At 69.0% G+C, this 25,190-nt stretch carries 24 protein-coding genes and 1 pseudogene; 4 read left to right on the top strand and 21 right to left on the bottom strand.

What is annotated here, in order from left to right:
- Positions 1-2: 2 nt before the first annotated feature.
- Entirely contained in the window at positions 3-1,280 is a 1,278-nt protein-coding gene (locus tag U4Z31_RS37150; RefSeq protein ID WP_415750272.1) for a formylglycine-generating enzyme family protein, read from the top strand.
- A 34-nt stretch (positions 1,281-1,314) separates the two neighbouring features.
- On the opposite strand, the gene U4Z31_RS05900 is transcribed toward U4Z31_RS37150, so the two are convergent.
- The 7 genes from U4Z31_RS05900 to argH form a co-directional block, all read right to left on the bottom strand.
- A complete protein-coding gene (locus U4Z31_RS05900; protein ID WP_321809714.1) occupies positions 1,315-2,763 on the bottom strand; it encodes an MmgE/PrpD family protein in 1,449 nt (482 codons plus the stop codon).
- The gene (locus tag U4Z31_RS05895) at positions 2,760-3,668 is read right to left on the bottom strand and encodes a polysaccharide deacetylase family protein (protein ID WP_321809713.1); all 909 of its coding nucleotides are present in this window, start codon (positions 3,666-3,668) and stop codon (positions 2,760-2,762) included. The genes U4Z31_RS05900 and U4Z31_RS05895 overlap by 4 nt, the downstream gene beginning before the upstream one ends.
- On the bottom strand, positions 3,665-4,546 hold the full coding sequence (locus U4Z31_RS05890) for a polysaccharide deacetylase (protein ID WP_321809712.1): 882 nt from the start codon (positions 4,544-4,546) through the stop codon (positions 3,665-3,667). The genes U4Z31_RS05895 and U4Z31_RS05890 overlap by 4 nt, the downstream gene beginning before the upstream one ends.
- 7 nt (positions 4,547-4,553) lie before the next feature.
- A complete protein-coding gene (locus U4Z31_RS05885; RefSeq protein ID WP_124485914.1) occupies positions 4,554-5,387 on the bottom strand; it encodes an ABC transporter substrate-binding protein in 834 nt (277 codons plus the stop codon).
- A 108-nt stretch (positions 5,388-5,495) separates the two neighbouring features.
- Entirely contained in the window at positions 5,496-6,299 is an 804-nt protein-coding gene (locus U4Z31_RS05880; RefSeq protein ID WP_415749147.1) for an amino acid ABC transporter ATP-binding protein, read from the bottom strand.
- Entirely contained in the window at positions 6,296-7,189 is an 894-nt protein-coding gene (locus U4Z31_RS05875; RefSeq protein WP_124485912.1) for an amino acid ABC transporter permease, read from the bottom strand. The genes U4Z31_RS05880 and U4Z31_RS05875 overlap by 4 nt, the downstream gene beginning before the upstream one ends.
- Positions 7,183-8,616 (bottom strand): argininosuccinate lyase, encoded by a 1,434-nt coding sequence (gene argH, locus U4Z31_RS05870; protein ID WP_321809710.1) that lies wholly within the window; start codon positions 8,614-8,616, stop codon positions 7,183-7,185. The genes U4Z31_RS05875 and argH overlap by 7 nt, the downstream gene beginning before the upstream one ends.
- A gap of 126 nt (positions 8,617-8,742) precedes the next feature.
- Here argH and U4Z31_RS05865 point away from each other — a divergent pair, with 126 nt between their 5' ends.
- Positions 8,743-9,621 carry a LysR substrate-binding domain-containing protein gene (locus U4Z31_RS05865; RefSeq protein WP_124485910.1) on the top strand — a complete coding sequence of 293 codons (879 nt, stop codon included), beginning with the start codon at positions 8,743-8,745 and terminating at the stop codon, positions 9,619-9,621.
- A 31-nt stretch (positions 9,622-9,652) separates the two neighbouring features.
- On the opposite strand, the gene U4Z31_RS05860 is transcribed toward U4Z31_RS05865, so the two are convergent.
- The 5 genes from U4Z31_RS05860 to U4Z31_RS05840 form a co-directional block, all read right to left on the bottom strand.
- Positions 9,653-10,183: a GNAT family N-acetyltransferase gene (locus tag U4Z31_RS05860; RefSeq protein ID WP_321809709.1), complete on the bottom strand. Its 531-nt coding sequence runs from the start codon at positions 10,181-10,183 to the stop codon at positions 9,653-9,655.
- A 99-nt stretch (positions 10,184-10,282) separates the two neighbouring features.
- On the bottom strand, positions 10,283-11,032 hold the full coding sequence (locus tag U4Z31_RS05855) for an amino acid ABC transporter ATP-binding protein (RefSeq protein WP_321809708.1): 750 nt from the start codon (positions 11,030-11,032) through the stop codon (positions 10,283-10,285).
- Entirely contained in the window at positions 11,019-11,669 is a 651-nt protein-coding gene (locus U4Z31_RS05850) for an amino acid ABC transporter permease (RefSeq protein ID WP_124519822.1), read from the bottom strand. Before U4Z31_RS05850 ends, U4Z31_RS05855 begins: the two co-directional genes overlap by 14 nt.
- The gene (locus tag U4Z31_RS05845; protein ID WP_044846547.1) at positions 11,666-12,352 is read right to left on the bottom strand and encodes an amino acid ABC transporter permease; all 687 of its coding nucleotides are present in this window, start codon (positions 12,350-12,352) and stop codon (positions 11,666-11,668) included. The genes U4Z31_RS05850 and U4Z31_RS05845 overlap by 4 nt, the downstream gene beginning before the upstream one ends.
- An 89-nt stretch (positions 12,353-12,441) precedes the next feature.
- On the bottom strand, positions 12,442-13,248 hold the full coding sequence (locus U4Z31_RS05840) for a transporter substrate-binding domain-containing protein (RefSeq protein ID WP_044846546.1): 807 nt from the start codon (positions 13,246-13,248) through the stop codon (positions 12,442-12,444).
- A 533-nt stretch (positions 13,249-13,781) separates the two neighbouring features.
- On the opposite strand from U4Z31_RS05840, the gene U4Z31_RS05835 reads away from it, so the two are divergent.
- Positions 13,782-14,735, top strand: a complete 954-nt coding sequence (locus U4Z31_RS05835; protein ID WP_321809707.1) for a universal stress protein — start codon at positions 13,782-13,784, stop codon at positions 14,733-14,735.
- A gap of 12 nt (positions 14,736-14,747) precedes the next feature.
- On the opposite strand, the gene U4Z31_RS05830 is transcribed toward U4Z31_RS05835, so the two are convergent.
- Positions 14,748-17,039: a heavy metal translocating P-type ATPase gene (locus tag U4Z31_RS05830; protein ID WP_321809749.1), complete on the bottom strand. Its 2,292-nt coding sequence runs from the start codon at positions 17,037-17,039 to the stop codon at positions 14,748-14,750.
- Between the two features lie 234 nt (positions 17,040-17,273).
- On the opposite strand from U4Z31_RS05830, the gene U4Z31_RS05825 reads away from it, so the two are divergent.
- Positions 17,274-17,891 carry a VTT domain-containing protein gene (locus U4Z31_RS05825; RefSeq protein WP_321809706.1) on the top strand — a complete coding sequence of 206 codons (618 nt, stop codon included), beginning with the start codon at positions 17,274-17,276 and terminating at the stop codon, positions 17,889-17,891.
- Between the two features lie 239 nt (positions 17,892-18,130).
- On the opposite strand, the gene U4Z31_RS05820 is transcribed toward U4Z31_RS05825, so the two are convergent.
- From U4Z31_RS05820 to U4Z31_RS05785, 8 genes and pseudogenes are all read right to left on the bottom strand, one after another.
- Complete coding sequence (locus U4Z31_RS05820) at positions 18,131-19,528, bottom strand: ATP-binding protein (RefSeq protein ID WP_321809705.1); 1,398 nt, start codon at positions 19,526-19,528, stop codon at positions 18,131-18,133.
- Complete coding sequence (locus tag U4Z31_RS05815; RefSeq protein ID WP_321809704.1) at positions 19,525-20,190, bottom strand: response regulator; 666 nt, start codon at positions 20,188-20,190, stop codon at positions 19,525-19,527. Before U4Z31_RS05815 ends, U4Z31_RS05820 begins: the two co-directional genes overlap by 4 nt.
- A 24-nt stretch (positions 20,191-20,214) precedes the next feature.
- Positions 20,215-20,952 (bottom strand): cytochrome b/b6 domain-containing protein, encoded by a 738-nt coding sequence (locus U4Z31_RS05810; protein WP_321809703.1) that lies wholly within the window; start codon positions 20,950-20,952, stop codon positions 20,215-20,217.
- Positions 20,918-21,437 (bottom strand): annotated as a pseudogene (locus U4Z31_RS05805) (diheme cytochrome c). The gene U4Z31_RS05810 and the pseudogene U4Z31_RS05805 overlap by 35 nt, the downstream one beginning before the upstream one ends.
- A gap of 12 nt (positions 21,438-21,449) precedes the next feature.
- Positions 21,450-21,812: a DUF1924 domain-containing protein gene (locus U4Z31_RS05800; protein WP_260426165.1), complete on the bottom strand. Its 363-nt coding sequence runs from the start codon at positions 21,810-21,812 to the stop codon at positions 21,450-21,452.
- 327 nt (positions 21,813-22,139) lie between these two features.
- The gene (locus U4Z31_RS05795) at positions 22,140-24,518 is read right to left on the bottom strand and encodes a serine hydrolase (RefSeq protein ID WP_415750270.1); all 2,379 of its coding nucleotides are present in this window, start codon (positions 24,516-24,518) and stop codon (positions 22,140-22,142) included.
- The gene (locus U4Z31_RS05790; protein ID WP_185640827.1) at positions 24,515-24,661 is read right to left on the bottom strand and encodes a hypothetical protein; all 147 of its coding nucleotides are present in this window, start codon (positions 24,659-24,661) and stop codon (positions 24,515-24,517) included. Before U4Z31_RS05790 ends, U4Z31_RS05795 begins: the two co-directional genes overlap by 4 nt.
- A complete protein-coding gene (locus tag U4Z31_RS05785; RefSeq protein WP_124485953.1) occupies positions 24,640-25,104 on the bottom strand; it encodes a carboxypeptidase regulatory-like domain-containing protein in 465 nt (154 codons plus the stop codon). Before U4Z31_RS05785 ends, U4Z31_RS05790 begins: the two co-directional genes overlap by 22 nt.
- Between the last annotated feature and the right edge of the window lie 86 nt (positions 25,105-25,190).

Here is a 25,190-nt window from a genome sequence, read left to right as displayed (position 1 = left end):
CGATGGTCGAACGCGCCACCGGGCATCGGCAGACGCCGTGGATCGCGTCTTCCCTGTCCGGTGCGGCAGCGACGTTGGCGTTCACCGGGGCGCGTCGCGCTGGAACCGGCGACGCGCATGCCGGCGGCGCCACGGCGCAACGATCCGACGTGCTGGCCGACGTCGGCGTCGTGGCGCTCGATAGCCGCGGCGTGATGCCGAAAGACAGCGCCGAACAGTACGAAATCACGTTCTGGGAATCGATCAAGGACAGCAAGGAGGCGGGCGACTACGAAGCCTATCTGAAGACCTACCCGAACGGCCGCTTCGCGCAGTTGGCGCAGGCTCGTCTCGCACGACTGCGCGCGGCCGCGCCCAAGGCGCCCGCGGCCTCCGCGCCCGCGCAGACGGCGAGCGCCGCGCCGGCCCCCGCCGCCGTTTCGGCTCCGGCTCCGGCTCCGGCTCCGGCTCCGGCACCTGCGCCGGCGCAGCCCGCGCACACGTCCGGCTCGACGCCGAAAGCGCCGCCGCCCCCTGCCGCGGCGGCCCCGTCGGCACCGCCGCAGAAAGGCGGCGCGACGGCCGCCAATGAAATCCACGATTGCCCTGCCTGCCCGGCCATGCTGGCGGTCAGTCCGGGGGCTTTCACGATGGGCAGCAATTCGGGCGATCCGTCGGAAAAGCCTGCGCATCGCGTGACGCTCGATCATTCTTTTGCGCTGGCGAAGTACGGCGTGACCGTTGCGCAGTGGAACGCGTGCCGCGACGCGGGCGCCTGCCCGCGCCTGCCCAACGACAGCAACACGGCGGCGAACGCGCCGGTGCGCGACCTGAGTTGGGACGATGCGCAACTGTACGTCAAGTGGCTGTCGAAAATCAGCGGCAAGTCTTACCGGCTGCCGACCGAGGCCGAATGGGAATTCGCGGCCCGGGGCGGCACCGCGACGCGCTACTGGTGGGGCAACGAGATGCGCCCGGGCAACGCCAACTGCAAGGACTGCGGTCAGCCGTGGCATGCCGACGCACCGGACAACGTCGGCTCGTTCGCGGCCAATCCGCTCGGCTTCTACGACATGGGCGGCAGCGTATGGGAATGGGTCAGCGATTGCTGGCACAACTCGTACAGGAATGCGCCTGCCGACGGCCGCTCATGGGACGAGCCGAATTGCCAGGTCCGCGTCATCCGCGGCGGCTCGTGGCGGGATGGTGCAGGCTACATGCCCGTTTCGACACGCTTCAAGTACGACAGCAGCGTACGTTATTCGGCAAACGGGTTTCGTGTGGCGCGGGACTTGAAGTAGGCGGATCTCGGTTCGAGAACGGCCGGCCGCCGTGTCAGCGACGGGATGTTGGTCTGGAATGCAATGCCTTCGATGACGGAGATGATTTCGGCGTGTCAACCGAAGCGCCGCCGTCCGTCGCGAGCAACGCGTTCAACACCCGCGCGTCCGTCAACCGCTCCAACGACAGGCACGTTTCGCTCAACGCATCGATCTGCGCACGCTGCTCGAGCGCCATGCCGGCCAGCGCCCGAAACTTCGCCAGCAGCGCCGCGTCGGACAGCGGATTGCGCGGGTCGCCGAGCGCGATCGGCACGTGACGCGATTCCCGCCGTCCGTCCGCGCGATGCAGGATCACGGTCGGCTCGTCGAGATCGCCGAGCGCCGGATCGACCTCGATCGCGATGCGTGCGAGCAGCGCCGTGATGCGCGCATCGGTGCGCCTGTCATCGCGATAAGCGTCGATTCCCGTGTCGCCGAACGCAAGGGCCGCTGCCACCGCGTACGCGAGGCTCATCTGCGCCGACGACAGCGTCGACAGGTCGCGGCCGCCGCACATCCGGGCGACGAATGCACTCGCGCGCACGACCACCCGCTCGATCTCGCCGGCTTCGAAGGTGCGCCCGTCCGCAAGCTGCAGCGCCGCGTCGACCGCGGCGTGCGCGCTGCGGCACGACGCGTGCGGCTTGATCGAGCAGCGCATCACCTTCCAGTGCGCGCCGAGGCCGTCGGTCAATGCGTCGGGCACCTGCGATTGCGCGGCGAACGCGCTGAAGAAGCCGCCCCACACGTCGTCGAACACCTGCGCGGGGCCGCTCACGCCTTCGCGCGCGAGCAGCGCCGCGAGCACGCCGCCCTCCGCCGCCCGCCCGGCATGCAGCCGCTTCGTCTGCGAACCGTCGTGGATGAAGCCCCACAAGCCGCCGGAGAAACTCGCCGCATGGCCGAGCGCGTCGCGCATGCGCGCGGCGTCGAGTCCGAACACGCGCGCGCTCGCTGCCGCCGCGCCGAACACGCCGCAACTGAGCGTCGAGTGCCAGCCGGCACCGTTGTGGGCGGAGTACCCGCCGGCCGCCTCGAGCACGCGCCGGCCGACGTCGTAGCCGAGCACGACCGCCGCCACGCATTCCCGGCCGGCCACCGGGCGGCCCGCGCACGACAGCGCGGCCAGCACGGCCGGCAGCACGACCGCGCCCGAATGATCGCAGCCGCCGGAATCGTCGAGCTCGAGCGCGTGTGCGGCGATCCCGTTCACGAACGCCGCATCGCGCGCGCCCGCGGCCCGCCGGGTGCCCCACAGCGTCGCGCCGCCATGCGCGACCGTGCCGGTCAGCGCCCGCGCACTGCAGGTCTCGACGGCGAACGTACCGGCCAGCGCCGCCCCGAACGTGTCGAGCACATGACGCTTCGCTTTCGAGACCACGTCGTCCGGCATTGCGTCGGCGGCCGTCTGCGCGACGAACGTCGCAAGCCGCGTGGCGCGCGTTTGCGTCACCGTCTTCATCGCGCCGACGCCTGCGCCACGCAATGCGCGAATACGTCGACCGGATGGCCCGGCGGATTGACGGGCACCCGGGCACGCCACCAGCGTGCGATGTCGCGCCCGGTCGCGAACCAGACGTCGCCCGCGTCACGCAGATGCGCAAGCAACGCGCGCAGCAAGTCGACGCGCCCCGCGGTGCCGATGATCTCCGGATGCAGGCGCAGCACGCAGCAGAGCCCGAAGCGGCGAAACCCGTCGACGTCGCGCCGCCAGTTGTCGAGCACGTCGCGGTACGCGGCGATACGCGGCTGGCCGGCCGGTACGGGGGGCGACAGGTTGAACTCGAAGTACGGCTCGTCCTCGAGCTCGTAGTGCAGCGGCAGCTCGACGAGCCGGGCGCCGTCCGCGCGATCCTCGCCGCGCGGATGCACGTACGGCAGATCGTCGCCGCGCCACGACGACGACCACGTGAAGCCTTCCGCGACGAGCCAGTCCGCGAAGCCGTCGGCCCAGTTGCCGGTGAACGAGCGAAACCCTTCCACGTCGCGGCCGATCGTGTCCGCGAGCGCCGTGCGCCCGATACGGCACGCGTCGATCTGCGCGGCGAGCGGCAGCACGTCGAAGTCTTCGCAGCGATAGCCGCTCACGCCGAGCTCATGCCCGGCGGCCGCGATCGCGCGCACGGCAGCGCCATGCGTTTGCGCGACGCGGCCGGGCACGAACCAGCTCGTCGGCACGCTGAATTCGTCGAAGGCCGCGAGCAGCCGATCGACGCCGCGCGTCGCGCCGTAGCGCCATGCCGACAGCGATTTCTCGCGGCCGACGATGCGCGGCTCGCGCGTCTCGATGCCGTGTATGTCGTTGAAATCGACCGTGATCGCGACCGCGCAGCGCGCGCCGCCCGGCCAGGCTGGAAGTGTCGTCACGGGCTGCTCCGTTGCGTCGATTGCGTCGATTGCCTGCCGTGCGCGTGCTGCGCGAGCCACCAGTCGGCCACGTCACGACAGCGCGCGAACCAGACGCCGTCCTGCGCGCGCATGTGTTCGAACCACGCTTCGAGTAACGCGAGGCGCCCCGGCTTGCCGCAGACTTTCGGATGCAGCAGGGTCGTCAGGCATAGCCCTTCGCGGTAGACGCCGTCGAATTCGCGTGTCCAGTTGTCGAGCGTCGCATCGTAGCCGGCGATCCGGTCAAGTCCGGCCGGATAGTCGGGGTTGCGGTGATACGCGAGCGACGCGTAATCGTCGGTCTCCCAGCGGCCGGGAATCTCGACGAGCGGCGGCTCGCCGTCGGCGCCGGGCAGCAGGTACGGACGGTCGTCGCCGCGCATCGAGCTCGAATAGCGCACCCCGGCTTCGCGCAGCACGCCCAGCGTCGCCGCGCTCCAGTCGCCGGACGGCGTGCGGAATCCGACCGGCCGCACCCCGAGCGTGCGCGCGAAGACGTCGGCCGACTGTGCCATGATCTCGCGCTGCCGCGCGGGTTCGAGCGTCCAGAACGCTTCGTGCCGGTAACCGTGATAACCGATCTCGTGGCCGCGCTCGACGATTGCCGCGCATTGCGCGGGCCACGTCCGCGCGATCCATGCGGGTACGAAGAACGTCGCGGGCAGGTCGAACGACGCGAGCACGTCGAGCAGCCGGCCGAGCGCGCGCCACGGCCCGTAGCTGCCGAGCGTGAAATACGCGGGGTTGCGCCAGATCGATCCGTTCAGCATCGCGTCGCCGGTCGGGCCGTCGAGGTCGAACGCGAGCGCGACACACGCGCGCCGCGCGTGCGGCCAGCGGGGAGCCAGGTCCGTCATCGCGCGCTCAGTGCGTGCCGTTGATCGTCGCCTTCGCGACCGCGTGCTCCTGGAGCCCCCATTTCGCGAGCAGCTTGTGATACGACCCGTCCGCGATCATCTGGTTGAGCGCCGTCGTCAGCGCACTGCTCAGCGCGGTATTGCTCTTCGCGACGCCGATGCCCGTGTATTGCGACAGGAACGGCTTGCCGACCGGTGCGTACGCGTTCTGCTCGAGGCTGTTCTGGTACGGCAGCGTCTCGCCGCCCTGCACGGCCGCGTCGATGCGGTTCTGGCGCAACTGCATGCGCGCGTCCGACGAACCGTCGGTGCCGACGACGACGATCGCCGGCTTGCCGGCCTTCACGCAGTTCTCCGCGCTCCACGCGGTCGTGTTGTCGGGGAACGACGTGCGCCGGCTCGACCCGACGCGCTTGCCGCACAGCGCGTTCATCTGCGCGAACTCGCCGGCGCGCGTCTTCAGCACGTAGAACTGCGGGCCCGTCTCGATGTAGTCGACGAACGTCACCGCGTCGCGGCGCGTCGGCAGGTCGGTCATGCCGGACAGGATCATGTCGACGCGCTGCGTCGCGACCGCGCTCATCATCTGGTCGAAGCTCGTCTCCACCCAGTTCAGCTTCGCGCCCATCTTCGCGGCGAGCGCCTCGCCGAGATCGACGTCGAAGCCCGCGAGCTTGTCGGTCGCCGGATCCTTGTATTCGAACGGCGGATAGTTCGGCACGATCGCGACGTTCAGCGTGCGCTTCGCGTTCGCGGCCTGGGCGACCGCGAACGACGCATGGAGCGCGAGCGCGCCGAATGCGACAGCGGCCAGCGTGCGGGTCAGGACGGATGCTTTCATGGGGATGTCGCCTTGTCGTGGTGGTGTAATGGGTACTGCAGGGCTGCGTTGCCCGTCTCGTCGACGGTTCGCTCGATCGGGCGCCGCGGTGCGGTGCGCCCGGTCCGTTCAGGCAATCACGGCCGAGATGAAGTCGCGGGTGCGCGCCTGCGTCGGCGCGGACAGCACCTGGTCGGGCGGTCCGCTCTCGACGATCCGGCCGCCATCCATGAAGACGACGCGATCGGCGACCTCGCGCGCGAAGCCGAGCTCGTGCGTGACGACGATCATCGTCATCCCGCTCTTCGCGAGATCGCGCATCACGGCCAGCACTTCCCCGACGAGTTCGGGATCGAGCGCCGACGTCGGTTCGTCGAACAGGATCAGTTGCGGATGCATCGCGAGTGCCCGCGCAATGGCGACGCGCTGCTGCTGGCCGCCCGACAGCTCGACGGGGAACGCGTCGCACTTGTGGCCGAGCCCGACGCGCGCGAGCAGCGCGCGCCCTTCTTCCAGCGCTTGCGCGCGGCGGCGCTTGAGCACCTGTACCGGGCCCTCGATCACGTTCTCGAGCGCGGTCTTGTGCGGAAACAGGTTGAAGCGCTGGAACACCATGCTGGTCGCGAGCCGCTGCCGCGCGACCTGGCGCTCCGACAGCTCGTGCAGGCGGTCGCCGGCACGCCGGTAGCCGGCCAGCTCGCCGTTGACCCACAGCGCACCGGCGCTGATCGTCTCCAGCTGGTTGATGCAGCGCAGGAAGGTGCTCTTGCCCGAACCCGACGGTCCGATGATGCACAGCACTTCACCCTGCACGACGTCGAGCGTGATGCCGTGCAGCGCCTGGAAATCGCCGTACGACTTGCGTACGTCTATCGCGCGAACGACTGCGTTCGTCATGACGTTCTCCCGATGGGGTTGGATCGTGTCGTTCATTTGCGGCCCGCCGCCCGGCCCGCGCCGCGCGCGAAGCGCCGTTCGACGCGCGCCTGCGCAAGCGACAGCACGGTGACGACCGCGAGATACCAGATGCCGGCGACGATCAGCAGCTCGATCACGCGAGCGTTCGCGTAATAGATGTTCTGCGCGTTGTGCAGCATCTCCGCGTACTGGACGACGCTCGCGAGCGAGGTCAGCTTGACCATGCCGATCAGCTCGTTGCCGATCGGCGGCACGATCACGCGCATCGCCTGCGGCAGGATGATGCGGCGCAGCGCCTGCAGGCGTGCCATGCCGATCGATTTGGCGGCCTCGTACTGGCCGGTGTCGACCGACAGCAGTCCGGCGCGCACGACTTCCGACGTATAGGCGCCCTGGTTGATGCCGAGTCCGAGCACCGCCGCGAGGAACGGCGTCATCACGTCGACGGTGCGGAATTCCGCGATCCCCGGGATGCCCAGCGTCGGGAACACCAGCGCGAGGTTGAACCATAGCAGCAGCTGCAGGATCACCGGCGTGCCGCGAAACAGCCAGATGTAGCCCTGCGCGATCGCGCCGAGCACCGGGTTCGACGACAGCCGCATCACCGCGGTCGCGACGCCGAGCACGATGCCGAGCGTCATCGCGAGGACGGTCATCACGATCGTGTTGCCGAGCCCCGTCAGGATCGAGCGCGCGGTCAGGAACTGGCCTACGACGCGCCATTCGATCTGTCCGCGCGCGAACGCGAACGCCACATAGCCGAGCGCGGCAACGATCGCGATCGACGCGACATAGCGCCCCCAGTAGCGCCGGCGCACGCGAACCAGCCCGGCGATGTCGTCCGCGGCGCGGGCGGCCGGCCCCGATGCGCCGTCGAGCCGGCTCGAATCGGAGGCGCTCAGCATGACGGCCCCCGGTAGTCGGCGGCCCACGCGGCCTGGCGTTCGATCGCGGCGCTCAGGCGGCCGATCTGCTCGCGCACGCGCGCGGGAGACGTGCCGCCCGCACCGCCGCGGGCCGCGACGGCCGCGTCGAGCGTCAGATGCGCGCGCACCGCCGGGGCGAGGCGCGTGTCGACGGCCTGCAGCTGTTCGGCGCTCGCATCGGCGAGCTCGATGCCGTCCCGCTCGCACGCGCGCACGAGCGTGCCGGTGATCTCGTGCGCTTCGCTGAACGGTACGCCCGTCAACGCGAGCCAGTCCGCGACCTCGGTCGCGAGCGTGAAGCCGAGCGGCGCCTGGCGACGCATCTCGTCGACGTTCACGCGCATCGTGCGGATCATTCCCGCCATCGCGGGCAGCACGAGCTCGAGCGTATCGATCGAATCGAACGCCGCGATCTTGTCTTCCGCGAGATCGCGGTTGTACGCGAGCGGCAGCGACTTCAGCGTCGCCAGCAGCCCCGTCAGGTTGCCGATCAGGCGCCCCGCCTTGCCGCGCGTGAGTTCCGCGATGTCCGGGTTCTTCTTCTGCGGCATGATCGAGCTGCCCGTTGCGTAGCCGTCGTCGAGTTCCACCCAGCGGAATTGCCGCGACGTCCACAGGATCACCTCTTCCGACAGGCGCGACAGATTCACGGCCAGCATGCTCGTGACGAACACGAATTCGGCGACGTGATCGCGCGCGGCCACCGCATCGATCGAGTTCTCGCAGGGCGCGTCGTAACCGAGCTCCTGCGCGGACAGCTCGGGCCGCACGCAGATGGCCGAGCCCGCGAGCGCGGCCGCGCCGAGCGGCGAACGCGCGGTGCGGCGGTCCCAGTCGACCAGCCGGTCGGCGTCGCGGTACAGCGACTGCGCATGCGCGAGCAACTGATGGCCGAACACGATCGGCTGCGCCGGCTGCAGATGGGTGAATCCGGCGGTCACCGTGTCGACGTGCCGGCTCGCCTGGCCGACCAGCGCGTCCTGCAGATCGAGCACGCCGCGCACGAGCGCGCGCGCCTTGTCGCGCAGGTACAGGCGCAGGTCGTTCGCCGCCTGGTCGTTGCGCGAGCGCCCGGCGCGCAGCTTGCCGCCCAGCGCCGGCAGCCGCTGCGTGAGCACGCGCTCGAGGAAGGTGTGCACGTCCTCGTCGGCGAGCGACGGCGCGATCGCGCCGGCCGCGTAGTCGCGTGCGATGCCGTCCATCGCGGTCAGCAGTTGCGCGAGCTCGTCGTCGTTCACGATGCCGGCGCGGTTCAATTCGCGCGCATGCGCGCGGGAGCCTGCCAGGTCGTACGGCACGAGGCGGAAGAAACTCGGATCGGAGCGCGACAGGTCCTGCAGCGCGTTCGACGGTTTCGACTGGAAGCGGCCACCCCACAGGCGCTCGATCGGTTCGGTAAGGCTCATTGCGGTCGACCTCGACTCGGTTGGATTGCCCCTACTGTAGGCATTCAATTTTTTTTGTTGTAGCGAGAAATTGAATCCGCTTTAATGAAATTTTTCTCAGCATCGTCGCGTCCGACGAGCCTCCCGATGCGCAATCGCCTGCCGCCGCTGAACCCTCTTCGTGCGTTTGAAGCCGCTGCGCGGCGCGGCAGCGTGTCGGCGGCCGCGGATGAACTGCACGTCACCGCGAGCGCGGTCAGCCACCAGATTCGCATTCTCGAGAGCACGCTCGGCGTCGCGCTATTCGTCAGATCAAAGGCCCGCGTGAAGCTCACGCCGCAAGGCGAGGCGTTGCTGGAACCGGTCGGCGCCGCGTTCGACCTGATCGCGAACGCCGCCGTCAGGCTCGATTCGCCGGTGGCCGCCGGCGATCTCGTCGTGTCGACGCCGCTGTCGCTGACGTCGCGCTGGCTTGCCCGGCATATCGGCGACTTTGTCGAGCGTTATCCGGGCATCCACCTGAAGGTGGTTCCGTCGAACGACGATCGCGAGGTCTATTCGCCGGACGTCGACGTCTGCATCCGCTACGGGGAAGGCAACTGGCGCAACCGGGCGGTCGAGCTGCTCGCGCATCCGGCGCTGTTCCCGGTCGTGAGCCCGGCGTTGATGAACGGGCCCGATGCGATCCGCAAGGTGCAGGATCTCGCGGGGCGCACGCTGTTCTGCGAGCATGCGGGCTCGTGGATGCGCTGGTTGGCCGAAGCGAAAGCCGACCGGCTGCCGGGCATCCGCATCCTCGAGATCGGCAACGCGCACATCGGTGTCGAAGCCGCGGTGCATGGCCAGGGCGTCGCACTCGGCGACAGCCTGTCGGTGCGCGACGACCTGATCGACGGCACGCTCGTGCGGCCCTTCAGCGAAACCGTGCCGTCACGCCATGCGTACTATCTCGTCGCGCGTCACGAGATGACCGAGGCGCCGCTCGTGACCGCGTTCACGGCGTGGCTGCGCGCGCGCGTCGCGTGATGCGCGCACGTGTTTGCAGCGAGGCGGAAAGTCAGGAAACGAGACTCGCGAAATCGTCCCACACCATCACGATGTTCCGCGATCGCCAGATCGGCCCCGCATCGACGTACTCGCCGGCCAGCCGGCCGTTCAACGACGCGTAAAAGGCGATCGCGGCGTCGTTTCCCTTGACGACGCTCAACGCCGCGCCCTGGTACCGCATCGTTTGCAGATGCGTTGCGAGCCGGGCGAGCAGCGTGCGGCCGATGCCGCGACGCTTGAACCCGGGATCGACGTACAGGAACTTGATCTCGCCACGGCCGCCGAAGATCGGCTCCGACGGCGCGCCGGCCGCGCCGATGCCGACGATCGTGCCGTCGGCTTCCGCCACGAGCACCAATTGGTCGCGCTCGTTCGACGCCAGCTTTTCCCGCCATGTCCTGCCGCGATGGCGCTCGTCGAGGACGGCATGCGCCTGCGCCGGCGCGAGATCGCGATAGGTATGCCGCCAGACCTTGACGTGAAAATCGGCGATCGCCTGCGCATCGTCGAGGTGGGCGGTCCTGACGGATATTACGGACATGGAAGACTCTCTCGGCTGGCTTGGCACACGCGGGCGCGGCGCACGAGCCGGATTGTCGACGATCCGGGCGACCGTGTCAGCACCCGCGGGCATCACGTATCAGCGCGTAACCGCTTCCGTGTTCCGGACGCTGCCCAGGAACCGCGTCAGCTCCACCGTCTGCGGCCGCTCGAAAATCTCTTCGGCCGTCCCGCTCTCCCACACCCTGCCCTGATGCATGAACACGATCCGGTCGCTCACCGCACGCGCGAAGTTCATCTCGTGGGTGACCATGATCAACGTCATGTCCTCGCGCGCAAGCTGCGCGACGACGCCCAGCACCTCGCCGACGAGCTCGGGATCGAGCGCGGACGTGATTTCGTCGCACAGCAGCACGCTCGGCTTCATCGCGAGCGCACGCGCGATCGCGACGCGCTGCTGCTGGCCGCCCGACAGCTGTTCCGGAAACGCGTCGAACTTGTCGCCGAGGCCGACGCGCTCGAGCATCAGTTCCGCGATCGCGCGCGCCTGCTGGCGATGCGACTTTTTCACGACCGACTGCGCGAGCATCACGTTCTGCCCGGCGCTCAGGTGCGGAAACAGGTTGTATTGCTGGAACACCATGCCGACCTTCAGCCGCAGCGCACGCAGGTCCGCGTGCCGCGCATCGACGCGTTCGCCGTCGATCGAGATCGTGCCCGCGTCGATGCTCTCGAGTCCGTTGAGCGTGCGCAGCAACGTGCTCTTGCCCGAGCCGCTGCGGCCGATGATCGAGACGACCTGCCCGCGCTCGACGGAGAAATCGATGCCCTTGAGCACATGATGGGTGCCGAAGTTCTTTTCGAGACCACGGGTTTCAACGAGCGGCATGCCATCTCCTTTGCAACGTGCGCGCATAACGGGTAAGCGGATAACAGAGCGCGAAATAGATCAGCGCGACGAGGCCGTACACGACGAACGGCCGGAACGTCGCGTTCGAGATCGCGATGCCGACCTTCGTCAGCTCGGTGAAGCCGATGATCGACACGAGTGCCGTATCCTTCACGGCCTGCACGCCGAAGCCGACCGTCGGTGCGATCGCGATGCGCGCGGCCTGCGGCAGGATCACGTGACGCAACTGCTCGACGTAGCTCATGGCCAGGCTCGCCGACGCCTCCCACTGCCCTTTCGGCACCGCCTCGACGCAGCCGCGCCAGATTTCCGCGAGATACGCGCTGGTGAAGAACGTGAGCCCTGCGGTGGCCGCGATCCACGGCGGCACGTCGAGCCCGACGAGCGGCAGGCCGAAGAACACGATGAACAGTTGCATCAGCAACGGGGTGCCCTGGAATATCTCGATGTACAGCTTCGCGACGCCGCGCAGCAGCGTGGAGCTCGACACGCGCATCACGAGCAGCCCGAGGCCGACGAGGCCGCCGGACAGGAACGACACGATCGACAGTACGATCGTCCAGCGCGCGGCCAGCAGCAGGTTCGCGAGAATCTGCCCGAACGTGAAGTCGATCATCGCGCACCTCGCACGCGACGGGAGAACAGGCGGCGCCCCATCGAGCCGAGCGTGGCACGCAGCAGCAGCGCCATCGCCAGATACGCGAGCGCGATGACGAAGTACGTCTCGAACGCGCGGAAGTTTCGCGACTGAATGTAGCCGGCCGCATAGGTCAGGTCAGCCACCGAGATCTGCGACACGACCGCCGAGCCGAGCATCGTGATCACGATCTGGCTCGACAGCGCCGGAAACACCTTGGCCAGCGCCTGCGGCAGCACGACGTGGCGCAGCATCTGCGCGCGCGACATCGCAAGCGCGGACGCCGCCTCCAGATGCCCTTTCGGAACGGCGGCGACGCCCGCGCGCACGATCTCGACCGAGTACGCGCCGAGATTGAGCGTCATCGCGAGGATCGCGGCCGTGTATTCGTCGATGTGCACGCCGAGCGCGGGCAAGCCGAAGAAGATGAAGAACAGCTGGACGACGAACGGCGTGTTGCGGATCGCCTCGACGTACGCGCCGATCAGCGGGCGCAGCCGCACGGCCGCGCGCGCGTCGGCGCTGTACGCGGCCGCGCCGAGCACGCCGAGCGCCACGCCGAGTACGGTCGCGACCGCGGTGAGCGCGAGCGTGATCGCCGCGCCGCTCGCGAACACGCCGGCGTATTCGGCGAGCTCGCCGAATTGAAGCTGGTAGCTCATGACGATGGAGTAAATTCGGGTTCGGACAACGACACCCGCCGCGCCGGCGATGCCGGCCGCGGCGATGTATCAGGCGACACTGCGATTCGTCACAGTCCGGCCGGCAACGGCTGGCCGAGCCACTTCTTCGACATCGCGCCCAGCGTGCCGTCCTGCTTCGCATGGGCGATCGTGTCGTCGATCTTCGCGAGCAGGCGCGGTTCGTTCTTGTTGACGCCGACGAAGCACGGCGAATTCTTGATCACGAACTTGACCTCGGGCCGGCGCGGCGGATTCTTCGCGAGAATCGCCGCCGCGACGATGTTGCCGGCCGCGATCAGTTGCACTTGCCCCGACAGGAACGCCTGGATCGTAGCGTTGTTGTCCTCGAAGCGCTTGATCGTCGCGTTCGGTGCGAGCTGCGACAGCGCGATCTCCTCGAGCGCGCCGCGGGTGGCGCCGACCGTCTTGCCGTTCAGGTCGGCGGGCGCGCTCACCTTCACGTCGGCCGGCCCGAACACGCCCTGGAAATACGGTGCGTACGCGCTCGAGAAGTCGATGACCTTCTCGCGCTCAGGTGTCCTGCCGAGCGACGAGATCACCATGTCGACCTTGTTGGTCGTCAGGTACGGAATCCGGTTCGCACTGTTCACGGGCACGAGCTTCAGTTTCACGCCGAGCGACTTGGCGAGGAGTTCGGCCATGTCGATGTCGTAGCCCTGCGGCTGCATGTCCGTGCCGACCGAGCCGAACGGCGGATAGTCTTCGGGCACCGCGACGCGCAGCGCGCCGTTTTTCGCGATGGTGTCGAGCGCGTCGGCATGCGCCGGCGCGGCAGCGAACAGCGCCATCACGGGGGCGGCGATCAGCGCAGCCAGCCAGGTGCGTCGGGGGAACGGTCGAGTCGTCGGGCTCACGGTGAATCTTCCTTGTCTGGTATGTCGTCGGGCAGCGCGCAACCGTTGCGCGGCCGCGGGTATTCCAGCAAAAACCGGGCCACCGGTGCGAAACGCTTGCCGTACCGGCACTCGACGGAAATTCCGGCGCACCGCATTCCCCATTTCGGTGCGTGGGCCGGCGCCGGCGCCAGCCGCTGCCCTCGCAGCGCGCGCCGGCGCACCAAATTACCTAACCGGTTCATTCCACGAAGCGGGGCCGGTGCTTGGGGGCGCATGCCGGTTCCTGGGCATCGATCCGGGACGCCACGATCGGCGAATCGCAATCGGCACTGCGTCACGCGGCACGCTCCGGGGGCGCCATAAACCAGACGAATCGCCGCTCGTCGAACGTGCACCGCATCGCCGCCGCGACTGATCGAAGACGTCGACGTGACCGCATCCGGCCCCGGGGACCACGAAGACAAACGCGCTTGACGAAAGTCAAACCCGTGGAGACGACAGGTGCAAAAAATTGCGTATGCAGGATCGCCGATTGCCACCGGGAGACATTCATGAGCGCCAGCACTTCAACCTGCCAGGCGGCACCCGCGCTCCAGCGGGTGTTGATCGCCATCGACGGTTCCACCGCATCCGATCAGGCGCTGGCGTATGCCAGGGCGTTCGTTCCACCGAATGCATCGGTACGCATCGTCAGCGTTGCGGATAGTCCGCGCACACTCGTCCCGCGCGGGTCGAGATCCGCGGCGTTTCTCGAATCGGCCCGCGACGAATTGCTGCGAGACGCATCCGACGTGCTATCGCGCGCCCGAAGCGCAATGGCGCGCGACGACATCGCGGTCGACACGGAAGTCGTCGACCTGTCCACGCACGGCGGGGATATCGCGCATGCGCTGGCCGACAGTGCGCAAGCTTGGCAGGCCGAACTCGTGATCGTCGGGGCACGCCAGCATCACGGCCTGCGCGCGTGGATCGAAGGAACGGTTTCCGGCCCGCTCGGCACGCTCGTCGGCTGCCCGCTGCTCATCGTGCCGGAAGGTTTCGGGTCGGTGGCCGAGCGCCTGCCGCGGCGGATGCTGTTCGCGGTCGACGGAAGCTCGATTGCGCTTCACGCATTGCGCACGGGGTTGAAACTCTCGTGGCCCGACACCGAATTCCGGGCGATATGCGTGCTCGATCGCCCCTCGTCGCTGGGTGATTTCGTCCCCGTCGAGACGCTGGAAAAGGCGTTGCTTGGCGAAGGCAATCACGCACTGCAAAAAGCCATGGCCCTGCTCGACGGCATCCCCGCCGGGCGCTCGCAGTCGCAGCTGATCGAAACGGATCGAACGGGCGAAGACGTGCCGCACCTGATCGTGCACGACGCGATCGAATGGAATGCGGACTTGATCGTCATGGGCACCCACGGGCGGCGCGGCGCCACGCGCTGGCTGGTCGGCAGCGTGGCCGGACGCGTTGCGCGCATCACGAAAACGCCGGTCCTGCTCGTGAGTGCGCCGCGTGCATGATGCGTCTCGGCGTCACGCATCCGCTCCGACGGCGTGGAACAGTTCCTCCTCCTGAGCGCAATGCAGGCGTACGATCGCTTCCAGCCCGTACAGCAGGCGTTGTATCGCCTGCACCTGCGTGGCGTTCCCCGCATCGCCCGGCAGGTCCGCGACCATCTGCCTGAGCGATCGAACCATCCTGAAGATCTCCCGGTGTGCGCCGCTCATCGCCGCCAGCGGGTCCTCGCCACCGAGCAGCGGGGCGAGGCGCGCGTAGACGTCCCGATCGTCGGCGCGTTCGTGCGGCAGCAGCCGTTCGTCGAGCGAGTCGATCAGGCGGACAAGCTCGCCGGCGATGGCGGCCCCGGACAGGTGCGGCAGGCGATCCGCGAGATCCCTGATCTGGTCCAGCAACGGTGACAATGCCGTGTGCTCGCGCTTGAGTTGCTCGACGTCGACATCCGCGAGCCGGGCGTCCGTCTGCCTCGGGCGAACCAGCAACACGCGCAACGCATTGACGATGACGGCGACGTCGATGACTTCCTGAATCACCGCGCCGGCAATCGGCGGCAGGAATCCGGCCGCCGCAATCATCATCGCGACGATCGACAGCGACATGCCGGTCACCACGCTCTCGAGCGCGATCCGGCGCGAGCGTCGGGCGATTCGCATCGCATCCACGAGCCGATCGAGCCGATCCACCAGCAGAACCACGTCGGCCGCTTCGGATGACGCGGCCGCGCCCCGCGCGCCCATCGCGATACCGACGTCGGCCGCCGCCAGCGCCGGCGCGTCGTTCACGCCGTCGCCGACCATGATCGTCACGCCTTCCTTGCGCGCGGCCTGGATGGCGGCGAGCTTGTCCGTCGGCGTCTGCTCGGCGCGCACGTCGGTGACGCCCAGCAACTCGCCGACGGCCTGGGCGATGTCGCGCCGATCGCCGGTCAGCATGACGAGGCGCGCGACGCCTTCGCGTTTCAACAGCCGCAACGCCCGCGGCGTTTCCAGCCGCACCTGGTCGGCCATCTGGATCGCGCCGATCATCACACCGTCGACACCGACGAACACGGCAGCCCCGCCCTCGTTGCCGACCCGTTTCAGGAATGCGTCGCTCCACGGGGCGGCCGTCGAGCAGGCGCGGACGTACCCGAACTTGCCGATCGCGACGGCCCGGCCGTCGACCCGGCCCGTCACGCCCTCGCCCGCCGTTTCCACGACGACCGACGGCGGCGACAGCGTGATCCGGCGCTCCCGCGCGGCGACCGTCAGCGCATCCGAAATGACGTGGCCCGAAGCCTGGGCCAACGACGCGGCGAAATGCAGCACATCGTCCGTGCCGACGTCCGCGCCGCATTCGATCGCAACAATGCGGGCGCGCCCTCCCGTCAGCGTCCCGGTCTTGTCGAAGAACAGGATCGTCGCTTGCGCGAGTCGTTCCAGCGCGCCCCCGCCCTTGACCAGGATGCCGCGTTTCGAACAGCGCGACATGCCGGACACGATGGCGACCGGGACGGCGAGGATCAACGGACACGGCGTGGCCACGACGAGCACGGCGAGCGCACGTGCGACATCCCCGGCCAGCAGCCACGCGATGCCCGCGACGAGCAGCGAAGCGAGTACGAAGAACGCGGCATAGCGATCCGCGAGACGCACGGACGGGCTGCGCTCGCGCTGCGCGCGTGCGACCAGGCGGACGATACCGGCAAACGTGCTGTCACCCGCCGTCGTGCGGGCCACCATTTCGAACGGCGCGCCGGCGTTGACCACGCCGCTGCACGCGCTTTCTCCGGAGCGTCGCCGCTGTGTGCTCGACTCGCCCGTCAACATGGATTCGTCGAGTTCCGCATCATCGGTCAAGGTGCCGTCGACCGGCACGAATTCGCCGCTTCGCACGAGCAGCCTGTCACCGGGAACGAGCGTTTCCACGCCAACGGAACGCCACTCACCGTTCTCGAACCGGGTTGCCTGCCGAGGGGCACGGCCGAGCAGCGCGGTCATCTCGCGTTGCGCGCGGTCTTGCGCATACCGCTCCAGCGTCCGCCCGCTGGCCAGCATCAACGCAATGACCGCGGCGGTCAGCGTCTCGTCGAGCGCGATCGCCAGGCCGATCGCCAGCCATGCGAGCACATCGATGCCGGCTTGCCGTCTCGCCACGGCCCTGGCAACGGATACCGTCAACGCGAGCAGGACCGGCAGCGCACCGACCAGCCAGACGACGCGCGCGAACGAAGGCAGGCCGAACGCAACGCACACGCCTCCTGCGGCGAGCGTGACCGCCGCCAGAACCAGCAACACGAGATCGATCGACCAGCGGATTCGCGACATGACGATTGTTCCGATCGCCGCGCATGGCGGCGTTCGCCGCATCCGGTTCGGGTTGCGGTTGCGGACGGCGTGGCACCAGTCTAGTAAACGCCGCGGCTCGACCGTTGACATGGGTCAGCACGACGCGCCTCCCGCGACATGCCGGCACGGCGCGCGGCTTGACGTGAGTCAAGCCGTCAGCCACTTTCCTCAGCAAAATTGAATCGTGAAACCGGATGGCCCGGAGTCGATATCGTGCTGACGCTGGCGGTACTCTTTCTGCTGATTCTGCTGCTGAATCTCATGCCGGCATTCGCCCCGCCAACCTGGATGGCGATGTCGTGGGTCGGCTTCAACCTGCCGGACGGCAATCCGTTCATCTTCGCCGTCGTGGCGGCCGGCGCGGCCACGACCGGCCGCGTGATCCTGGCGACCTTCGCAAGATCGCTCGTCCGCTCCCGCTGGATACGCGAATCGGATCGCGAGAATATCGACGTCGCCACACGCTGGCTGCGAAAGCACCGAACGCTCACCGCCGGCGCGTTCTTCTTCTATGCATTGAGCCCGCTTCCGTCGAACTATCTGTTCATCGCGTACGGACTGTCCGGGTTGCCGCTCAGGATCATCGCGGCGGCCTTCTTCATCGGCCGCGCAACCACCTATGCGATCTGGGCGCATCTCGGCCGCTTCGCGTCGACCCGGCTGGACCTGGAATCCGAACTCGAAGGCACTTATCTCGGCGGATACTTCGTCGTCACGCAACTGGTGTTGCTCGGCCTCGTGTTCGTGTTGATGAAGCTCGACTGGCGCGCGCTCGTCAACGAACGTCGGGTGACGTTCCGGCGCGGCCATCGTCCGCGCGGTTCCGATTGACGTTCGCGTATGCGGCGCCCCGGGCGGGCACGTCGGCTGCCCGGTCCTGCCTGCCGGCCGCGAATGCCGCGCATGAAGTCATGCAACGCTTTCCCGCTTGCGCGGATCGACGTGCGTCATCACGTCCGGATTCGGTGTGTCCGGTGGCGAACGCGCGATCCCGGTCGCGATCGGCCGCTTCCGGAACGTCCGGCCGCCCGGCGAACGCGTGCCGTCTGACCGGCGGCGTACATGATCGATCAGCGCGCGGCCGCACCGGCTCCATCGGCTGCATCGGCAGGCGGCCACGAAACGGCCACGCGCAGTCCACCGAACGCGGGCGAACGATCCACCTGGATGTCGGCCTCGTGCGCCGCTGCGATTCGCCGCACGATCGACCAGCCGAGGCCGCTCCCGCCCGGCCGGGTTCCCGCCGGCCGAAAGAACCGTTCGCTCAGCCTGCGCAGATCGGCGTCGCCGATGCCCGGGCCGCTGTCCTCGACCCGCAGCACGGTGCGCCGGTCTCGCTGGCCAACGGAAACGGTGATGCACGCCAGCGGCGGGCTGTAGCGAATCGCGTTGTCGACCAGATTGCGCACCATCGCCGCGAGCAAGGCTTCGTTGCCGGCGACGATGCATGGCGACGGCGCATCGAGTGCCAGCTTCTGCTGCTTCCCGATCGACTGCGGCGCGGCCTCCGCGACCACCCCTTTCGCCAGGGCCGATACATCGACCGGTGCGCGCTCCGCCAGTGCGCCTGCATCGAGACGGGAAAGCAGCAGGAGCTGGTCGACCAGACGCGCCGCGCGGTCGCACCCTTCGAGCACGCCCCGCAACGCATGGCGGCGCCGCTCGTCATGGCGCTCCGCCAATGCAACCTGCGCCTGCGCCTTGACGGCCGCGATCGGCGTGCGCAACTCGTGCGCGGCATCGGCGGTGAATCGGCGCTCCGCGTCCATCACGGCACGAATCCGCTCGAACAGGCCGTTCAGCGCATCCAGCATCGGCCGCATCTCGAGCGGCGTCCGGTCCAGCCGGATCGTGTCGAGCGCCTGCGGATTGCGCTTCGCCAGCGTTCGCCCGAAATCGCGCAGCGGTGCCGTGCCGCGACGAACCGCCCAGCCGATGGCCAGCACCAGCAACGGCAACGCAGCCGCCATCGGCCAGAATGCGCTGCGCATGACGGCGCCCAGGATCGCCTTGCGTGATTCGATTCGTTCGCCCACGAATACCTGAACGTCGCCGCGCACGCCGTGCACGACGAATACCCGCCAGGCATTCCCGTCGATCACGACGGTCCAGAATCCGGAGGCCCGATCGCGCGCGGTCAGCTCGGGCGCCACCATCGGCCGCGACGGCGCGTTTTCGGAATGCAGGCCGAGCCGGCCTTCATGAAACACCTGAAAGGCAACACGGGGGCCGTATGGATGAAGGATCGGCGCGTCGATCGCATGGTCGTCGTCATCCGGCCCGCGCGCCTGTTGCGCGACGAGCAGTGCCGCCGCCTGCGCGAGGTGGCCGTCGAGCAGCCGGTCGATCTCGCGCCGCGCATCGAGCCAGGTCAGCAGCAGCGTCGACAGCCAGACAGCCAGGACCACGGCCGGCACGAGCGTCAGCAGCCGGCCGTGCAGCGAGCGAGCTGGCAACAAGGCTTTCATGCAGCGTCCCGCATGAGCACGTAACCCACGCCGCGAACCGTCCGGATCAGCTCGCTGCCGAGCTTCGCACGCAGGCGATGGATGTGCACCTCGACGGCGTTGCTTTCCACCTCCTGCCCCCAGCTGTACAGATACTGCTCGATCTGCTCGCGCGACAGGACCCGGCCTGCATTCAGCATCAGGATGTGCAGCAGGTCGAACTCGCGCGTGGACAGCGCAACGGCCACGCCGGCGCGGCGGGCGGTTCGCGACGCGGGCTCCAGCTCGACGTCCCGCGCATGGAGCCGCTCCGCCGGCCGGCCGTGGGCGCGCCGGACCAGCGCTCTCAGGCGCGCGCCGAGTTCGTACAGGTCGACGGGCTTGACCACGTAGTCGTCGGCGCCCCCGTCGAGTGCCCTGATGCGGTCGGGCACGGCATCGCGCGCGGTCAGGATCAGGACCGGCAACGCTATGCCGTCGCGACGAATGCGCTGCAGGACGTCCATGCCGTCCACGAGCGGCAACCCGAGATCGAGGACCGCCGCGGCATGCGCATGCGCGCGCAGTTCGCGCTGGGCCGCGTCGCCGTCGCGTACCCAGTCGACCTGGAACCCTTGCTGGCGCAATCCGGCACGGATCCCGTCGCCGAGCAGGACATCGTCTTCCACGAGCAGGATGCGCACGATCGAGCACTCCGCCTGCGGCCGTCAATCGTCGTCCCGGCCCGCCCCGTATCCGGGGCGGCCGGCGTCCGTCGCGACGGGCCGGTCGGTTTGCACGGGCTGCGGCGCCGCGTGCCATTGCGTCCACCACCAGCCGAGCACCGCCGCCGTCATGACGACGGCAATCCCCCACCCGGCACGCCGGATGCCGTCGATCGGCGCGCCGCGCTTGTAGCCCGTCACCATCGCCCGGGCCAGATTCTCCCGATGCACGACGCTGCTGACGAGTACGGCAGCGACGTGTACCGCAACGAGCGCGAGCATCGCGTTCGCCGCGCCTTCATGAAGATCGCCGAACGATGCGCCGCTGCCGGTGTAGGCCGCCCAGCCGGCGACTCCGGTGACGACCGTCATCGCCAGCATCGCGACGATCGCGACCGCGCCGGCCGGATTGTGGCCGACATGGTGTTCCGGCCGGCCTTTCGCCAGGCTCAGCGCGTAGCGAAAAACGGCGGCCGGCGAACGCACGAACGACGAGAACCGCGCATGACGCGTGCCGGCCACGCCCCACACGACGCGAAACGCGACGAGCGCCAGCATCGTGTACCCGAACGCGACGTGCATCAGCCGCCACCGCTCGCTCTCGGCGGTCAGCCACGCACCGGCAAAGGAGACGGCCGTCAGCCAGTGGAATACGCGCAGCGGAGCGTCCCAGACCAGTATCCGCGCGGGACGCGAGCGCTCCGGTTCATCGTGTGCCGGGGATGCGGACGAATCGTTCATCGAAATTTCCTTTGTCTGCCTGCGTATGACATGCGGCGCAATTCGACGGCCGCTTCACGGCGGGGCTGCGCCACACGGAGGCGGGAACCTCCGTGGGTGGCGGCGAACCATGCCGACCGGGTAATCCGGTCTTCCGGCGGACGGCGCGCCGCGGCACCCGTCGCCGCGTGTGCCGTCAGCCAGGTTTCCAGTTGCCCGATGGTCGCCGGGTCCAGCGTCGCATCGGTGCCGAAGTGGCGATCGAGACCGTTCACGATGCGGCGCCACGACTCGGCGGGCAGCGCCCCGGGCGGATAGGCGACATGGCAGGTCGCGCACTCCTGCTGGTACCTGGGCAGCAACGGAGTCGCGACGCTCCGCATCTCGTCTTCCGCCAGTGCCGCGCGCGGCAGCAGCGACATCATCAGCATCGCGAGCAGGCTTGCCCGCACATGTCGCAGCGGGGCGATCCTGCCCGGAACAGTGGTCGAGTCGACGTGGTTCATGATCGTTCGCCGTCAGGGTTTCAGGCTCATGAGCCAGCTCAGGACATCCGCCTTCTCGGCTGCCGAGCATTCACGCCCGACGACGTCCTTGCAGTTTCTGCGGAACCATTTTTCGGTCCGCGCCTCGTCCGTGAACCGCGCGGGATTGAACGCGGGCGCGAGCGGCTCGATGGTCTTGCCGGTGACGACGTGCCGGCCCGGGCCGGTCGGCGTGCTTCCGTGACAAGTCGCGCAACTCCAGTCGCGCCCATGCCGGGACGTGAAGAACTGCTGTCCCCGCGATGGCGCGGCGCTCGTGCCGGCCTGCGCCGCATAGCCGTCCAGCAGCCGGGCGGGCGTTTCGGCATGGGCGCAAGCCACGACGGCGAACAGCATCGATACGGCAAGGCGCGGGTGACACAGCGTGCGAACGCAACGGGATATCCGCATCGTGATTCTCCTGGGCGATGCGTTCATGTTCGGGCCGGCTCCTTACCGCATTCTTAAGGTTCGGACGTGCGGCCACCGGCGTGCCATTGCATCAGCGCGACGACACGTGAAGCGACCATGAATCGACCGTGGAGACATCGTGCACGCGTTCCGTCGCGCTCGCGATCAGGATCCCGCTGCCGGCTCGTTCACGCTTGACTCAAATCAAGCCTGTCGGGAAAGCAGGATGCATCGGACCGGTGAATCGGGCGCCCGTCGGCGCGCGGCACGGACTCAGTACAGTAAAAACGCCGCCCGTTCGCGCGCGAACGCGGCATTTTGCGCGTCGACGACACGTTCGATCTCGTCGAGCGAGCGCCCCGCCTCCAGCATGTCCGCCACCTCGCGCGAGCCGATCGATGCACGGATCGCATCGATCCGGAACTGCGCCGGATAACGCCGGTGCAGCGCCAGCGCGAGTGCCAACCCGATCTCGCCTGGCCGCGTCGCGCCGGGCACCCGTTCGATGCGGACGCCCTCGCACATCCTGCCGCGATACGGCCCCTCCGCCGGCACGAAGCGCACCGGCGAGAACGTCACGTCCAGCCGCATCGCGCGAAGATCGTCGGCGAGGATGCGCCCGTCGATCCACGGCGCGCCGACCACGCCGAACGGCGTCGCGGTGCCGCGCCCGACACTGACCGCCGCCCCTTCGATGAGCCCCGTCTCCGGGTAGAGCGACAGCGCGGCGCCATCGCGCAGGTTCGGCGATGGCGGCACCTGGCCGAGCCCGGTGTCGCCGAAGCGCATCGCGCGCACGTAGTGCGCCATCGGCACCACGGTCAGCGCCGCGCCGACGTGCAGGCGGTCGTTGAACAGCCGCGCGAGCTCGCCGAGCGTCATGCCGGGCTGGAGCGGCAACGGGTAATAACCGGTGAACGTGGCCGGCCCGGCATCGGCCACGGGGCCGCCGAACGCATCGCCGCCCAGCGGGTCCGGACGGTCGAGCACCAGCACCGGGCGCTGCGCGGCGGCGCCGGCCTCGAGCGCGTAACCGAGTGTGGCCAGATAGGTGAAGAAGCGTACGCCGGCGTCCTGCAGGTCGAGCACCAGCACGTCGACGTCGGCGAACAGCGCGGGCGCGATCCTGCGCCGGTCGCCGTAGAGGCTGTGAACCACCACACCGGTCGCGGCGTCGAGCGTGTCGCCGAACGTCTCGTCGACGTCGGTGCCGAGCCCGTGCTCGGGTGCGAACAGCGCGACGAGCCGCGCGCCCGGCGCCTGTGCGAGCAGGTCGGCCGTGCGCCGGCCGAACCGGTCGAAGCCGCTGCGGTTCGTGACGAGCGCGATGCGCTTGCCCGCGACGGCCGCGAAGCCGTTCGCCGCGAGCACGTCGATGCCGGCCAGTACCGGCCCGCGCGATACCGGCAACCGGGCGGCCTGCGCGACGGCCGCCGCCATCGCGGGCACGCGCGTCGCGATCCGCGCCCGCGTCACGGGAGCGGCTTCGCTCGATACGATGCCGAGCACGAGCGAGCGCAACGGCAGCGCCGTGCCGGTTTCGTCGGGATACAGCCGGCTCGTGAACACGACCGCGAAGCGGCGCGTCACGGGATCGATCCACAGCGCCGTGCCCGTGTAGCCGAGGTGTTGCAGCGCGCCGACCGGCGGCAACCGGTAGCGGTTCGCGACGAGCGGCGGCGCGACCGCCCAGCCGGGCGTGTGCGGGTCCCCTGGCGCGTCGAGCGTGGCCGGTGTCTCGAGCGTGGCGACGCTGCGGCGCGCCAGCACGCGCGCCGGGCCGAGCGCACCGTCGTTCAGCAGCATGCGAGCGAAGCGCGCCAGATCGTCCGCACTCGCGAACAGGCCCGCATTGCCGGCCACGCCGCCCATCGCGGCCGCGACGGGATCGTGCACGCTCCCGCGGAGCAGCCGGCCATTGCGCACGGCGGTGGGCGCCACGCGCGCGAGCAGCGGCGCCGGCGGCCGGAACGCGGTGCTCGCCATCCCGAGCGGCGCGAACACGTGTGCGGCGCACCACGCGTCGAGCGGCCGGTGCGACACACGCTCGACGATCTCGCCGAGTGCCACGTAGTTGACGTCGCTGTAGCGCACGCGGGTGCCGGCCGGCGCGCCGGGTGTCATCGCGACGATGTCGGCCAGCACGGCGGCACGGCTGCGCAGCGCGCGGGACGACGACACGCCGGCCGGCAGCCCCGACACGTGCGCGAGCAACTGGCGGATCGTGATGCCGGCCTTGCCGTGCACGCCGAACGCGGGCCAGTAGCGCGCGGCCGGCGCGTCGAGGCTCAGCATGCCGCGTTCCGCGAGTTGCATGACCGCAACCGCCGTCGCCACCGGCTTGGTCAGCGACGCGAGATCGAAGACGGTATCGGCCGTCATCGCCTCGGCGTGCTCGCCCGCCACGCGCAGGCCGCGCGCGACGCGCACCCGCACGCCGTCCGCATCGCCCGTCACGACCACCGCGCCGGCAAGATGGCCGTCGGCGATCTCGGCGGCGATCGCCTCGTCGATCGAGACGGCCTGCCGCTGGGTCGCGGGCATCCCGGATTCCGCGCTTGCACCGGCCGGCGCAAGCGCGAACAGCAGCGCGCCGGTCAGCGCGGCAGCGCAGCGGGATCGTAGCGATCGAGCCTGTTCCACTGCATTCATTCCTTCGTGCCGGCCGCATCGGCGGAGTCGAGCCGCGCGCGGAGGACCGCCGCGCCGATGGCGCGAGCGCCGCGCATCGCCGCCTCGCCGGTCCTGATCGAAAGCGCGACTGGCGTGCCGGTTATTGCGGCGATGCGGAACAATCCGCACACAGACGCATAGCGCCTTGCCGTTCGGGGTCGTGCCAGTAGAAGCGCACATCGACGGCGCCGCGCGCCGGTACGACGACGTGCCGGACTTCCTGGACGGCCCTGTCGTGCGCGGACACGGTATATCGCCCCGGCGGCACGCGGGCGAACAGGAACGGCCCGTTCGTGTGCGCGTCGAGAAGCGTCGCCTTGCCGGACGACAGCGTGACGTCGACATCGGAAAGATAATGGCCCCGCTTCGACGCGAACGTGATCCGCAGGTTGTAGCGAGGCGCGACATCGCGAAACGCGGTGACCTCGTCCTGGCCGATTCCGCCGGTGATATAAGCGACGCCGTTGCGCATGATCGGCTCGGTCGACGTTTCAGCCAGCGCGTTCGCACCGATATTCAGCAGGCAGGTTGCGAGCAGCAGCATCTTCACGGTTCCGGTCCACATCTTCACTCTCCTGATCGAGCACGCATGGCTGCAATGCCGCCCGTCCGGTCGCGGAACGTGTCGCGTGCGGTGACGTCGCTCGTTCG

This window comes from Burkholderia sp. BCC1985 (assembly GCF_905339915.1).
GTDB lineage: Bacteria > Pseudomonadota > Gammaproteobacteria > Burkholderiales > Burkholderiaceae > Burkholderia.
The sequence above is the reverse complement of the archived record's forward strand: the minus strand, read 5'-3'. Positions and strand labels throughout refer to the sequence as shown.

What these genes read in the sequence shown, in the direction of transcription:
- U4Z31_RS37150 (WP_415750272.1), top strand. Translation starts at nt 3, where the DNA reads ATGGTCGAACGCGCCACCGGGCATCGGCAGACGCCGTGGATCGCGTCT.
- U4Z31_RS05900 (WP_321809714.1), bottom strand. Translation starts at nt 2,763, where the DNA reads ATGAAGACGGTGACGCAAACGCGCGCCACGCGGCTTGCGACGTTCGTC.
- U4Z31_RS05890 (WP_321809712.1), bottom strand. Translation starts at nt 4,546, where the DNA reads ATGACGGACCTGGCTCCCCGCTGGCCGCACGCGCGGCGCGCGTGTGTC.
- U4Z31_RS05885 (WP_124485914.1), bottom strand. Translation starts at nt 5,387, where the DNA reads ATGAAAGCATCCGTCCTGACCCGCACGCTGGCCGCTGTCGCATTCGGC.
- U4Z31_RS05880 (WP_415749147.1), bottom strand. Translation starts at nt 6,299, where the DNA reads ATGAACGACACGATCCAACCCCATCGGGAGAACGTCATGACGAACGCA.
- U4Z31_RS05875 (WP_124485912.1), bottom strand. Translation starts at nt 7,189, where the DNA reads ATGCTGAGCGCCTCCGATTCGAGCCGGCTCGACGGCGCATCGGGGCCG.
- argH (WP_321809710.1), bottom strand. Translation starts at nt 8,616, where the DNA reads ATGAGCCTTACCGAACCGATCGAGCGCCTGTGGGGTGGCCGCTTCCAG.
- U4Z31_RS05865 (WP_124485910.1), top strand. Translation starts at nt 8,743, where the DNA reads ATGCGCAATCGCCTGCCGCCGCTGAACCCTCTTCGTGCGTTTGAAGCC.
- U4Z31_RS05860 (WP_321809709.1), bottom strand. Translation starts at nt 10,183, where the DNA reads ATGTCCGTAATATCCGTCAGGACCGCCCACCTCGACGATGCGCAGGCG.
- U4Z31_RS05855 (WP_321809708.1), bottom strand. Translation starts at nt 11,032, where the DNA reads ATGCCGCTCGTTGAAACCCGTGGTCTCGAAAAGAACTTCGGCACCCAT.
- U4Z31_RS05850 (WP_124519822.1), bottom strand. Translation starts at nt 11,669, where the DNA reads ATGATCGACTTCACGTTCGGGCAGATTCTCGCGAACCTGCTGCTGGCC.
- U4Z31_RS05845 (WP_044846547.1), bottom strand. Translation starts at nt 12,352, where the DNA reads ATGAGCTACCAGCTTCAATTCGGCGAGCTCGCCGAATACGCCGGCGTG.
- U4Z31_RS05835 (WP_321809707.1), top strand. Translation starts at nt 13,782, where the DNA reads ATGAGCGCCAGCACTTCAACCTGCCAGGCGGCACCCGCGCTCCAGCGG.
- U4Z31_RS05830 (WP_321809749.1), bottom strand. Translation starts at nt 17,039, where the DNA reads ATGTCGCGAATCCGCTGGTCGATCGATCTCGTGTTGCTGGTTCTGGCG.
- U4Z31_RS05820 (WP_321809705.1), bottom strand. Translation starts at nt 19,528, where the DNA reads ATGAAAGCCTTGTTGCCAGCTCGCTCGCTGCACGGCCGGCTGCTGACG.
- U4Z31_RS05810 (WP_321809703.1), bottom strand. Translation starts at nt 20,952, where the DNA reads ATGAACGATTCGTCCGCATCCCCGGCACACGATGAACCGGAGCGCTCG.
- U4Z31_RS05800 (WP_260426165.1), bottom strand. Translation starts at nt 21,812, where the DNA reads ATGCTGTTCGCCGTCGTGGCTTGCGCCCATGCCGAAACGCCCGCCCGG.
- U4Z31_RS05795 (WP_415750270.1), bottom strand. Translation starts at nt 24,518, where the DNA reads ATGAATGCAGTGGAACAGGCTCGATCGCTACGATCCCGCTGCGCTGCC.
- U4Z31_RS05785 (WP_124485953.1), bottom strand. Translation starts at nt 25,104, where the DNA reads ATGTGGACCGGAACCGTGAAGATGCTGCTGCTCGCAACCTGCCTGCTG.